At 65.8% G+C, this 13,907-nt stretch carries 2 protein-coding genes and 1 pseudogene; 2 read left to right on the top strand and 1 reads right to left on the bottom strand.

Going from position 1 to position 13,907, the window contains the following annotated elements; genetic code table 11:
- Positions 1–195 precede the first annotated feature (195 nt).
- Positions 196–1,854 (top strand): cyclic peptide export ABC transporter, encoded by a 1,659-nt coding sequence (locus tag PST29_RS20375; RefSeq protein ID WP_060844204.1) that lies wholly within the window; start codon positions 196–198, stop codon positions 1,852–1,854.
- 150 nt (positions 1,855–2,004) lie between these two features.
- A complete protein-coding gene (locus PST29_RS20380) occupies positions 2,005–4,374 on the top strand; it encodes a TonB-dependent siderophore receptor (RefSeq protein ID WP_148659665.1) in 2,370 nt (789 codons plus the stop codon).
- A 413-nt stretch (positions 4,375–4,787) separates the two neighbouring features.
- On the opposite strand, the pseudogene PST29_RS20385 reads toward PST29_RS20380, so the two are convergent.
- Positions 4,788–13,799, bottom strand: a pseudogene (locus PST29_RS20385) (amino acid adenylation domain-containing protein); the annotation flags it as partial.
- Positions 13,800–13,907 lie beyond the last annotated feature (108 nt).

The following is a 13,907-nucleotide window of genomic DNA, read 5'->3' on the forward strand; positions in this document are numbered from 1 at the left end:
CTCTCGCTCAATGGATCAGGCACCGCGTGGATACGCCTGTGCCCACAGAACAAGAACGAACCAGGCCCCGGGGGATTTATCCGCGCCGTACGCGCCCCTGGGCACGCCGAGCTAAATACTCGCGCCAATCTTTCGTTTGTCATGGGTAAGGGTCTGCCTGCCTCGACCCTCTATCCACCATTTTGGGAAGTACTTATGACCGACCCTAAGCGCGGCGCCTCCAGCGGACTGCTCGCATTGCTCAGGCCCTTTCGCACCACGGTGGTGATTTCCGTGGCCCTGGGCATGACCGGCGGCCTGGCGATCACCCTGTTGCTGGCCACCATCAACAATGCCCTGCACTCACCCACGGGCATGAGCCAGGCGGTGATCCTGACCTTCGCCGCCCTGTGCCTGCTGGCACTGACCAGTTCGATCGTCTCGGATATCGGCACCAACTACGTGGGCCAGCGGATCATTGCCGCCCTGCGCAAGGACCTGGGCGAAAAAGTGCTTTCGGCGCCCATCGAGCAGATCGAGCGCTATCGCAGCCACCGCCTGATCCCGGTGCTGACCCACGACGTCGACACCATCAGTGAGTTCTCCTTCGCCTTCACCCCGCTGGCCATCGCCTTCACCGTGACCCTGGGCTGCCTGGGCTACCTGGCGTACCTGTCGGTGCCGATGTTCTTGCTGATGATCGTGGCCATCATCATCGGCAGCAGCGTGCAGTTCATCGCCGGAGCCAAGGGCATCCGCGGTTTCGACGAAGCCCGCGACCAGGAAGACGAGCTGCAGCGCTACTACTCCGCCATTGCTTCCGGGGCCAAGGAACTGCGCATGCACCGGCCCCGGCGCTACCGGATGAACACCCACAGGATCCAGGAAACCGCAGACCTGATCAGCGACATCCAGGTGCGCTCGGTGAACATCTACATCATGGCCAAGACCTTCGGCTCGATGCTGTTCTTCGTGGTCATCGGCCTGGCCCTGGCGATGCAGGCCTACAACCCCAACCCGGACCCGGCGGTGATCACCGGTTTCGTGCTGGTGCTGCTGTACATGAAAGGCCCCCTGGAGCATGTGGTGGGCTACCTGCCGATCATCGGCCGGGCCAAGATCGCCTTCGAACGCATCCGCGAGCTGTCCGAGCGCTTCTCCTCCCCCGAACCGCACCTGCTGATGGACGATTCCGAAGCCCCCAAACCCGTGGTGCACAGCCTGGAACTGCGCGGCGTGAGCTACAGCCCGCCCGCCGTGGAAGGCAGCGAGCCGTTCCACCTGGGGCCGATCAACCTGAGCATCAAGCAGGGCGACATCGTGTTCATCGTCGGTGAAAACGGCTGCGGCAAGACCACCCTGATCAAGCTGCTACTGGGCCTCTACCAGCCCCACTCGGGCGAGATCCAGCTCAATGGCGAGCCGGTGGTCGCCCGCACTCGGGACGACTACCGCCAACTGTTCACCACGGTATTCGCCGACTATTTCCTGTTCGACGATCTGGTCCAGGGCGGTGGCCAAGGCTCGCTGGACAGCGCCGCGCAATACCTCGACCGCCTGGAAATCGCCCACAAGGTCAGCATCAAGGACGGCGCCTTCAGCACCACCGACCTGTCCACCGGCCAGCGCAAGCGCCTGGCCCTGGTCAATGCCTGGCTGGAAGAACGCCCGGTGCTGGTGTTCGACGAATGGGCCGCCGACCAGGACCCGGTCTTCCGGCGGATCTTCTACACCGAGCTGCTGCCGGACCTGAAGCGCCTGGGCAAGACCATCATCGTCATCAGTCACGACGACCGTTACTTCGACATCGCCGACCAACTGGTGCGCCTGCGCGCCGGCAAGGTCGTGCACGAAAGGGACCTGCAGCCGGCCTGAAATTTTTTTCCGGTTTGTTCAAGGATGAACGTCTCACTATTGGTAATGAGAATTAGACGCAATAAATATCCATCTGCCCACTAAAACATAGAAGAGAAAACACCCATGTCTGCACTACTCGGTCTCAGTCCCCTGAGTAAAGCGCTATCCATGCGACGGGCCCTGAACATCAACCTCCTGCCCAGTGCCCTGGCCCTTGCCGTGGCGCTACCGGTAGCCGGCTATGTCCAGGCCCAGGAGATCGAGCTGGACATTCCTGCGCAACCTTTAGGCAGCGCCCTGCAAGAGTTCGGCCGCCAGGCCAACCTGCAGGTTCTCTACAACCCGAGCGATATCCAGAGCCAGCGCAGCACCGCGGTCAAGGGCAAGCTGGAACCGCAGCAGGCAATCAAGACCCTGCTCAACGGCACCCGCACCACCTACAACCTCAGCGGCAGCTCGCTGACCATCAATGCCGCCACCTCCAGCGGCCCGCTGGAACTGGGCATGACCAACGTCAGTGCCGACCAGCTGGGGACCATCACCGAAGGCTCGGGCTCCTACACCCCGGGCACCATCGCCACCGCAACACGCCTGGTGCTGAGCCCACGGGAAACCCCGCAGTCGATCTCGGTGACCACCCGCCAGGCCATGGACGACTTCAACTTCACCTCGATCAACGACGTGATGCGCCACACCCCGGGCATCACCGTGAATGCCTACGACACCCAGCGCAGCGACTACTTCTCGCGCGGCTTCTCGGTGCAGAACTTCCAGATCGATGGCATCCCGACCATTCGCGACGCGGTCTATGCCAGCGGCCAGACCCTGAGCGACATGGCGATCTACGATCGGGTGGAAGTGCTCAAGGGCGCCAGCGGCCTGCTGACCGGCGCCGGCGACCCCGGCGGCACCATCAACCTGATCCGCAAGAAGCCCACCAGCCAATTCCAGGGCCATGCCAGCCAGGGGTTCGGCTCCTGGAACAACTACCGCACCGAGATCGATGTCAGCGGTCCCTTGACCGAAACCGGCAACGTCCGTGGCCGGGCGGTGGCGGCGTATCAGCAGAAAGACTCCTACATGGACCACTTCTCGAACAAGACCAATGTCTACTACGGCATTCTCGACTTCGACCTGTCGCCGGACACCCAGTTGAGCGTCGGCGTCGACTACCAGGACAGCATTCCCAAGGGTTCCAGCTGGGCCGGTGCCGCGCCGCTGTTCGACAAGGCCGGCAATCGCCTGGACATGCCGCGGTCCTTCAACAGTGGCGCCCGCTGGGCTTCCTGGGAGCAGTACACGCGCAACGTGTTCGCCACCCTGGAACACAGCTTCGCCAACGGCTGGGTCGCCAAGGGCCAGTACAGCCACATGATCAGTGGCTATGACGCCCACGTGAACACCCTGCGGCCGCCAACCGCGGACGGTATGACCACCATCAACATCAACAGCTTCGATGGCGAGACCAAGAGCGACAGCCTCGACATGTACGCCACCGGCCCCTTCAGCCTGTTCGGGCGCGAGCATCAGCTGGTGGTCGGTGCCGCCAGTTCCCGTGCCCACAAGAAGGGTTACGACTACTGGAACCCACGGCTCTCCCAGACCAACAGCTACGACTTCTACAACTGGGACGGCAAGGCGGCCAAGCCCTCGAGCTGGGGCCCGTTGAGCGTCAAGGCCGATGAGATCACCCGCCAGAACGCCGGCTATATCACCGCGCAGTTCAGCCTGATGGATGACCTCAAGCTGTTGCTCGGCAGCCGCGTGGTCTATTACAGCCTGACCGGCACCACCGACCTCAAGGACACCGGCAAGGTCCTGCCTTATGCCGGCCTGATCTACGACATCGATGAGCACTTCTCTGCCTACGCCAACTACAGCGAGATCTTCAACCCGCAGAACTATCGCGACTCCAGCAACAAGGTTCTGGAGCCCGATGAAGGCAAGAGCTACGAGCTGGGGATCAAGGGCGAGTTCTTTGAAGGCCGCCTGAACTCCAGCCTGGCCTACTTCGAACTGCACCAGGAAAACCGCGCTGTGGACGACGTCGTCTACAACGGCTCCCACGAGAACGCCTATGCCTCCATGGGGATCACCGCCAAGACCAAAGGCTACGAGGCGGAAGTCTCCGGCGAGCTGGCCCCGGGCTGGCAGCTGAAGGCTGGCTACACCCACAAAGTGATCCGCGACCAGACCGGCACCAAGGTCTCCACCTGGGAACCCCAGGACCTGGTCAGCCTGTACACCAGCTACAAGCTGACGGGTGACCTGGACCGCCTGACCCTGGGTGGCGGGCTGCGCTGGCAAGGCAAGGCGTGGAACGTTCTCAGCGTCAACGGCAACAACGTGAAAGTCAGCCAGGACCCCTACTCGGTGGTGGACCTGATGGCCCGTTACCAGATCACCGATAACGTCTCGACCACGCTCAACGTCAACAACGTGCTCGACAAGACCTACTACTCCAACACCGGTTTCTTCAACTCCTACTTCTACGGCGAACCCCGCAGCTTCATGGTCACCACCCGCTGGGACTTCTGATTCCGGCTTCCTCCCGCGCCGCTGGACAAGGCTCTTGTTCAGCGGCGCGTCTGTTTTCACCTCGCCCTTCTATCCCTTTGCTACCGACACGGCATCCTCAAGCAAGGCCCTGCGGGCCTTTGCGCAGCCTCGCCGTGGCTCGGCAGCGGCTACACCGGCGTGCCTGCGTTCACTCCTGCCGCTCCTGGGCCGCACCTCAAGCACCACCCCATGCGATGCCATCGTGCGCAAGCCACTCTGTGTAGCCGCTGCCGCAGGCTGCGATCGGGCGCAGCGGCCGCAACGCTTTGAAGGCCATCCCCAGCCAATAAAAAGCCCCCGCTCACTGTCAGTGACCGGGGGCTGCTGGGTGGCCGGAGCCGCTCGTGGTGCTACACCTGCAGCGGCTCAGGCTCGACGCGCTCCGGTGCAGGCAGATCACCCAGGCAGTGCAGCGTCCTGTCCGCCAGGCCCAGCAGCAACTGCTGGAAGTCCCCGGCCAGGTGACGCATGTCCGCCGCGTTGAAGACCTTGCGGTCGTAGTTGAACTCCAGCCGCAGGGTGTCCGCGGACCAGAGCATGACGGTCAACGGGTAGTGGGTCTGCTCCAGGCTCTGCACGTCGACGAACTGCAACCCCGAAGGCGCGCCTTGCTCCAGCGCTTCGGACACCGGGTAGTTCTCGAACACCAGTACGCTGTCGAACAGTTCCTGGCCGGCCAGCCCGGCCCAGCGCTGGATGTCCGATAACGCGGTCTGCTCATGCTCGCGCAGGCGCACGTTCTGCGCCTGGACCTGCTGCACCCAATCGCCGATTGCCAGGGCCGCACGCGGCGCCGCGATCACCGGCAAGGTGTTGATGAACAACCCGACCTGCTGCTCGATCCCCGGCAACTCCACCGGGCGCCCCGACACCGTGGCACCGAAGGCCACGCTGTCCTGTCCGCTATGGCGCTGCAACAGCAGCAGCCAGGCACTTTGCACCAGGGTATTGAGGGTGACCTTGTAGCGCTGCGCGGCGGCCTTGAGTTGCGCCGTCTGCTTGAGGTCGAAGGTCAGCCGGTGATCGGCATTGGCCTCCCGCGCCTGTCCGGGCAGCACCACGGCATTGCCGGGCAGGCGCGTAGGCGCGTGCAGTGGCGCCAGGTGCTCGGTCCAGAAGGCCCGGCTGGCTTCCTGGTCGCGACGCTGCAGCCAGGCAATGTAGTCGCGATAGCGGGTGGTGCGCGACGGCAGGGGCTCGCCGGCGTAATGCTGGAGCACCTCGCCAAACAGCTGCGAGCCACTCCAGCCATCCAGCAGCAGATGGTGGCTGGTGTAGATCAGGTGGTAACGGTCGGCTGCGGTACGCACCGCCACCAGGCTCAACAGCGGGGCCTGATCGAGGGCAAAGCCCTGGCTGCGGGTGGTCCGGGCCAGGGTTTCCAGGGCGTGAGCCTGATCGCTGCGATGCTCCCAGTCATGCTCCACCCACGGCAGTGGGCGCTGTTTGTAGACCACTTGCAGCGGCGGCTGGCCAGCCTGCCAGAGGAAGCCGGTGCGCAGAATCGCATGCTGGTCCATGGCCGCCTGCCAGGCGGCGCAAAAGCGCGCAAGGTCCAGGCCCTGAACGTCGATGCGCATCTGGTTGATGTAGTCGCCGGCGCGCGGCGCGTGCAGCAACTGGTTGAGCATGCTCTGCTGCATCGGTGCCAGCGGGTACAGGTCCTCGACCTGCTCCAGCGCCAGCGGCAAGGCATCCAGTTGCTCCTGGCAGAGGCCCGCCAGGGGGAAGTCCGCCGGGGTCGCGCCGTGGTTCTGCGGCTGGCAGCAATGCTCGATCAGCAACTTGAGTTCCCGGGCGTAGTCGTCGGCCAGGTGCTGGATGGTCGCCTGCTCGAACATCTGCCGGCTGAAACTCCAGTTCAGGTTCAATTCGCCGGCATAGACCTGACCGTTGATTTCCAGCCAGTTGCCCAGGTCCGCATCAGGGCTCTGCTCGGCCCCCATGTCATCGCCAGAGGGCGAAAACAGCCCCTCGCGCGGCCCCGCGTCGAAACTGCCATCGAACTGTCCGAGGTAGTTGAAGGTGATGCGCGGACGCGGCAACTGGCTCAAGGCCTCGCGAATCGGCGCGCTGCCCAGGTAACGCAGGGCGCCAAAGCCGATGCCCTTGTCGGGAATCGCCCGCAGTTGTTCCTTGATGCCCTTGAGCGAGTCCGCCAGGCTCGGCGCCGGCACCAGCTTCACCGGATAGAGGCTGGTGAACCAGCCCACGGTGCGTGTCAGGTCGACGTCGTCGAACAGGTCTTCGCGGCCATGCCCTTCCAGGCGGATCAGGGTCGAGGCCTGTCCGGTCCAGCGCCCCATGACCCGCGCCAGGGCGGTCAGCAGCAGATCGTTGATCTGCGTGCGATAGGCCGCCGGCGCATCCTGCAACAGCTGGCGGGTATAGGCCTGGTCCAGGTGCGTGGTGACATTCACGGCGTGACGGTTGCTCAGGCTGGCTGCCGGATCGGCCCCCGGCAGATCGGCCTCGGCCCCCTGCAACTGCTCCTGCCACCACGCCAGTTCCCGTTGCAGGGCGTCGCCCTGGGCATGGCTCTGCAAACGCTGGGCCCAGGCCCGAGTCGAACTGGTCTTGGCCGGCAGGCTCACGGGGCGCCCCTGGGCCAACTGGCGATAGGCGTTCTGCAAGTCTTCCAGCAGGATCCGCCAGGACACGCCATCCACCACCAGGTGATGGATCGCCAGCAGCAGGCGCTGGGAGCCGTCACCCAGCTCGGCGAGGACCGCCCGCAGCAACGGCCCCCGCTCCAGGTCCAGGCTGCGCTGGGCCTGCTCGCCCAGGGCCGTCAGGGCCTCGGCGTCCGCCACTGTTCGGGTCCACAGCAGCTCTTCGGCCTGGTGCTGCTGTGCGGGGCGATAGCTGGCCTGCCAGCCCTGCCCTTGCCGCACATACTGCGAACGCAGGGCGTCGTGGTGGACGATCAACGCCTGCAGGGCCTGGGTCAGCAGCAGCGGGTCCAGGTGCTCATGGGTACGCAGTGCCACCGACTGGTTCCAGTGGTGGCGCTCGACGATGGCGTCCTCGAAAAACGCTTGCTGGATCGGCAGCAACAGCAGCTCGCCGCTCAATGGCGACTGATCGATGACCAGCCCCTGCTCGCCCTGGCGCGCGACCGCCGCCAGGCTGTGCACGGTCTGGTGCTGGAACAGGTCCTTGGGGCTGAAGCGGATGCCCGCCTGGCGGGCCCGGCTGACCGCCTGGATGGAGATGATCGAGTCCCCGCCCAGCTCGAAGAAATTGTCGTTCAGGCCCACCTGGGGCACGCGCAGGACCTCGGCCCAGATGGCCGCGATACGCTGCTCCAGTTCGCTCTGCGGGGCCACATAGGCTTGCTGCATCAGGCTTGCATCCGCCTGCGGCAGGCCCTTGCGATCGAGCTTGCCGTTCGGCGTCAGCGGCATCTGCGCCAGGAACAGCAGGTGCACCGGCACCATGTAATCGGGCAGGTGCTCACGCAATGCCTGGCGCACGGCTTCACGGCAACGGGCCTGGGCCGTGGCGTCCTCGATCAGCGTAGGGTCCAGCGGCACCAGGTAACCCACCAGCTGTTTGCCGCTCGGCCCATCCTGGGCCACCACCACCGCTTCGCGCACCGTTTGCTGTTCGCGCAGGCGCGCTTCGATCTCGCCCAGCTCGATACGGAAGCCGCGGATCTTCACCTGATGATCGACCCGGCCCAGGTAGTCCACCACGCCATCGGCGCGGCCCCGGGTCAGGTCGCCACTGCGGTACACCCGGCTGCCCGGCGCGCCGAACGGGTCGGGCACGAAGCGTTCGGCAGTCAGTGCCGGGCGCTCCAGGTAGCCGCGGGCCACGCCCTCGCCGCCCAGGTACAACTCACCGGCCACACCGATCGGTTGCAGGTTCAGGTGCGCGTCCAGCACATAGCCGCTGCGGTTGCCCAGCAAGGTGCCGATCGGCGCATACACCGCGCCGCACGGGTCACCCTTGCGGGCCTTCCACAGCAACGGCGTGACCACGGTTTCCGTCGGGCCGTAGCCGTTGAACAGGTAGGTCGGGCGCAGCGCGCGCCAGGCCAGGTCGTAGCTGGACTGCGCCACCGCGTCACCGCCGAAGCAGTAGACCCGCACCGCCGGCGGGTTGCCGTCACGCTCGGCGTGTTCGGCCAGCTGTTGCAGGTACACCGGCGGGAACACGCCGACGGTGACGCCATGGCGGTGCATTTGCGCGTAGGTGTATTCCGGCAGCCACAGGCTGTCGTCGCGGATCAGCACCCGGGCACCGTTGATCAACGGGTGCATCCAGCCTTCGTGGGAGCCGTCGAAGGCGAACGACATGAAGTGCAGTTCGCAGTCCGCCGGAGTCATTTCATAACGCTCGCCGGTGGCGATGATGTGTGCCACCAGCGGCCCGTGGGACACCGCCACGCCCTTGGGCATGCCGGTGGAGCCCGAGGTGTAGATCACGTAGGCCAGGTTGTCGCCATCCAGGGCCACTTCGGGGGCGGTATCGCTGTGGTCGGCCCAATCCTCTTTGCGATCCACGACCAGACTGTCCAGGCCATCCGGAATCGGCAGCTTGTGCGCCACGGCGCTGTGGGTCAGCAGCAGCTTGGCGCGGCTGTCCTGCAGCATGTACAGCAGGCGATCCTCGGGGTATTCCACGTCCAGCGGCACGTACACGCCGCCGGCTTTCAGCACCGCAAGGAACGCCACCATGATCTCGGCGCTGCGCGGCATGGCAATCGCCACCCGCACTTCCGGGCCCACGCCACGGGCGATCAGCGCCCGGGCCAGGCGGTTGGCGCTGCGATCGAGCTCGCCGTAGGTCAGTTGCTGGGTATCGAAGATCACCGCCACCGCCTCGGGGGTTTCCCGGGCGCGGTCGGCCACCAGCTCATGCACCAGGCGCGTGGCCGGGAAGCCGGAGTCCGTGCGGTCCCAGAGCGCGAGAGTCTGCTGCTGTTCATCGGCATCCAGCAACTTCAGCTGGGCGATGCTCTGCTGCGGGTCGGCCACCATGGCCTGCAACAGGTTCTGCCAATGCCGGGCCATGCGCTGGATGGTCGCGGCCTCGAACAGGTCGCTGGCATACCCCAGTGAAGCCCACAGGCCATTGGCCGATTCATGGATGTCCAGGTCCAGATCGAAGTGCACGGTGTGGCTGTCCCACTCCAGGCCTTCCACCCGCAGGTCGCTGAGCTGTTGCCCGGCCTGCAGGCGCCGGCGATCGGTCTGGAGGTTGAACATCACCTGGAACAGCGGGTTGAGGCTCAGGCTGCGCTCCGGTTGCAGGGCTTCGACCAACTGCTCGAACGGCAGGTCCTGGTGGGCCTGGGCCTCCAGGGCTCGCTGCTTCACCTGGGCCAGCACCTGGGCCACGCTCATCTGCCCGTCGATATCGGCCTTGAACACCTGGGTGTTGACGAAGAAACCGATGAGACGCTCGGTTTCCATGCGGTTGCGGTTGGCCACTGGCACCCCGACGCGCACATCCTGCTGGCCGCTGTAACGGTGCAACAGGGTCTGGAACGAGGCCAGCAGGAGCATGAACAGGGTTACCCCCTGGGCCTGGGCCAGCGCCTTGAGGTCCTCGGCCAGGGCAGTCTGCAAGCGCAGATTCAGGCGCGCGCCACGGTGGCTTTGCGCCGCCGGCCGCGGATGATCCAAAGGCAGTTGCAGCACCGGTTGTTCACCGCCCAGCAGCTGGACCCAGTAATCGAGCTGGCGCTGTTTTTCTCCGGCCTCCATCCACTGCCGCTGCCAGACCGCGTAGTCGGCATATTGAACAGGCAGCGCCGGCAGTTGCAGGTCCTGGCCCTGGCTGTAGGCGGCGTACAACTGCACCAGCTCATCCACCATCACCTGCATCGACCAGCCATCGGACACGATGTGGTGCTGCACCAGCACCAGTACGTGCTCGTCCTCGGCCAAACGCAGCAGCTTGACCCGCAGCAACGGTCCCTGCTCCAAGTTGAAGGGCCGGCCAATCTCGGCCTCGATCTCGGCCTTGAGCCGCTCTTCGGCAATCTCGCCGTGCAGGATCTGCAACGGCTGCGGTGCCTGGATCACCTGCACCGCGCGCTCGGCATCCTGGCGCACATGGGTGCGCAGGCTTTCATGACGCGCCACCAGGGTGTCGAAACTGCGCTGCAAGGCCGCCAGGTCCAGGCGGCCTTTCAGGCGCAGGGCAGCGGGCACGTGGTAGGCCGTGCTCGCGGGCTCCAGCTGCCAGAGAAACCATTGCCGCTCCTGGGCGTAGGACAGGGCCAGGGGCTGATCCCGGGGCACGGCGACCATCGGTGGCACCTGCGGCCCGGCACTGTCCCCCAGGGCCTGCGCCGCGGCGACAAAGCCGCCCAGGCGCGGTTGTTCGAAAAGCGTGCGCAGCGGCACTTCCAGCGCCAGGCCCTGGCGCAGGCGCGACATCACCTGCATGGCCAGCAGCGAATGGCCGCCCAGCTCAAAGAAGTGATCCGTCAGGCCAACCCGCTCGACCCCGAGGATATCGGCCCAGATCGCCGCCACCTGTTGCTCGATGGCACTCACCGGTGCCACCCACTGCGCCCTGGCCTGGCTGGCATCCGGGCGTGGCAGGGCCTTGCGCTCCAGCTTGCCGTTGGGGCTCAGGGGCATCTGCTGCAACAGCACCCACTGCGCCGGCACCATGTACTCCGGCAAGTGGCTGGCCAGGTGCGCGGCCAGCACCTCGCGCCAATCCTCGCCCTGCCCTTGCAGCACCAGGTAACCCACCAGGGTCTTGCCTTCCAGCGCCAGCACCGCCGCCTCGCGCACCCAGTCGTGCTCCAGCAGGCGGGCCTCGATCTCGCCCAGTTCGATGCGCAGGCCCCGCAGCTTCACCTGGTGGTCGATGCGCCCGGCGTATTCGATCACCCCATCGGCGCGGTAACGCGCCAGGTCGCCGGTGCGGTACAGGCGCTGCCCGGCCACGAAGGGATGGGCCACGAAACGCTCGGCGGTCAGCGCCCCACGGCGGTGGTAACCCCGGGCCAGGCCCTCCCCACCCAGGTACAACTCGCCGAGCACACCCACCGGCACCGGCTCGAAGTTACTGTCGAGGATGTAGCAGCCCAGGTTGGCGATCGGGCAGCCGATCGGCACCCCGTCCCGGCCTTCCTCGACGCAGGTCCAATGGGTCACGTCGATCGCCGCTTCGGTGGGGCCGTACAGGTTGTACAGCGCGGCGCGCGGCAGCTTGGCGAACACCTGCTGCTGGGCGTCCACCGGCAACGCTTCGCCGCTGCAGACGATGCGCCGCAGGCTCTGGCAGGAGGCCGCGCCCGGGTCCTGCAGGAACACCTGCAGCATCGATGGGACAAAGTGCAGGGTGCTGATCTGCTGCCGGTTGATCAGGCTCACCAGGCGCGCCGGGTCACGATGCTCGCCAGGCGCGGCCACCACCAGCCGGGCACCGGTCATCAGCGGCCAGAAGAACTCCCACACCGACACGTCGAAGCTGAACGGGGTCTTTTGCAGCACGCTGTCGCTGGCATCCAGCTGATAGGCCTCCTGCATCCAGCACAGCCGGTTGGTCAGCGCCGAATGGCGGTTGCCGGCGCCCTTGGGCTGCCCGGTGGAACCGGAGGTGTAGATCACATAGGCGAGGTTTTCGCCGTCCAGAACAATGTCCGGGTTGTGTTCGCCGTAGCCGTCGAGCCCGGCGTCGTCCTGGTCCAGGACCAGGCTGTGCAGGCTCTGCGGGATCGGCAGTTGCTCCAGCAGATGGGCCTGGGTCAGCAGCAGTTTCACCGCGCTGTCTTCAAGCATGTAGGCCAGGCGCTCGCGGGGGTATTCCGGGTCCAGGGGCACATAGGCGCCGCCGGCCTTGAGTACCGCCAGCAGGCCCACGACCATTTCGATCGAACGCTCCAGCGCCAGACCCACCAGCACATCCGGACCGACACCGGCCGCGATCAGGCGATGGGCCAGGCGGTTGGCGCGACGGTTGAGCTCGGCGTAGCTCAGGCTCTGCTCGGCAAAGACCAGGGCCGGCGCCTCGGGGCGGCGCGCCACCTGCTCTTCGATCAACTGCTGCACGGTGCACGCCAGCGGGTAGTCGCGCTCGGTGGCGTTCCATTGCCCGATCATCTGCTGGCGCTGCTCGGCGTCCAGCAGCTTCAGGTCCTGCAGGCGCAGGGCGCTATCGGCCACGGCCGCGCGCAGCAGGTTCAACCAGTGCTGGCTCATGCGTTCGACGGTCGCGGCGCAGAACAGGTCGGTGGCGTAGGTCAGGGAAGCCCAGATGCCTTCCCCGGCTTCCTGGGTATCCAGGCTCAGGTCGAACTGGGCGCTCTGGCTGTCCCATTCCAGGTTGCCGACCCGCAGGCCCGGCAGTTGCTGCGCGCCTTCGCTGGCCTGGGCGCCGCCCGCCTGGTGGTTGAACATCACCTGGAACAGCGGGTTGTGGCTCAGGCTGCGCTCCGGTTGCAGGGCCTCGACCAATTGCTCGAACGGCAGGTCCTGGTGGGCCTGGGCTTCCAGCGAACGACGCTTGGCCTGCGCCAGCAACTGGGCAAAGGTCATCTGCCCGTCGAGGTCGGCCTTCATCACCTGGGTGTTGACGAAAAAACCGATCAGGTGCTCGGTCTCGACCCGGTTGCGGTTGGCGATCGGCACGCCGATGCGGATGTCCGACTGGCCGCTGTAGCGGTACAGCAATGCCTGGAACGAGGCCAGCAGCACCATGAACAGGGTCGCCCCCTCACGCTGGGCCATGCCTTTGAGGCCCGCCACCAGGGCCGGTTCGAGGGCGACGTCGAGGCGCGCGCCGCGGTAGTTCTGCCGGGCCGGGCGCGGCTGATCGAACGGCAGTTCCAGCACCGGCTGCTCGCCGCTGAGCAGCGCACACCAGTAAGCCAGTTGGCGCTCCTTCTCCCCCGCCTCCATCCAGCGCCGCTGCCAGAGGGCGTAGTCCGCATACTGGATCGGCAGCGCCGGCAGTTGCAGGTCCTGGCCCTGGCTGTAGGCGGCGTACAGCTGCATCAGCTCCTGGACCATCACCTGCATCGACCAGCCATCGGACACGATGTGGTGCTGCACCAGCACCAGCACATGCTCCTCTGGGCCCAGGCACAGCAGGCTGACCCGCAGCAACGGCCCCTGTTGCAGATCGAAGGGGCGTTCGACTTCGGCTTCCACCTGTGCCTTGAGCTGCGCCTCGTCGACCTGCGCTTCGGCGATCTCGATCAGCCCTTCGGCCAGCACCTCCTGCATCAGCTGCTCGCCCTGGCGATGCAGGCGAGTGCGCAGGCTTTCGTGGCGCGCCACCAGGGTCTGGAAGCTGCGCCGCAGGGCCATCTTGTCCAGGCGCCCGCTCAGACGCAGGGCCCCGGGCACGTGATAGGCCGAACTCTCGGGGTCCAGCTGCCAGAGAAACCACTGGCGTTCCTGGGCATAGGACAGAGGCAGGCTCTGCCCCTCTTCACGAATCGAGGCGATGGGCAGTTGAGCGAAGCTCATGCCACGGCTTTGCAGACGCTGGTAAAACTGCTGGCGCTGTTCCAGAGGCAGGCGAAGAAAGCGCGA

The sequence above is a fragment of the Pseudomonas sp. St29 genome, assembly GCF_001547915.1.
Classification (GTDB): Bacteria; Pseudomonadota; Gammaproteobacteria; order Pseudomonadales; family Pseudomonadaceae; genus Aquipseudomonas.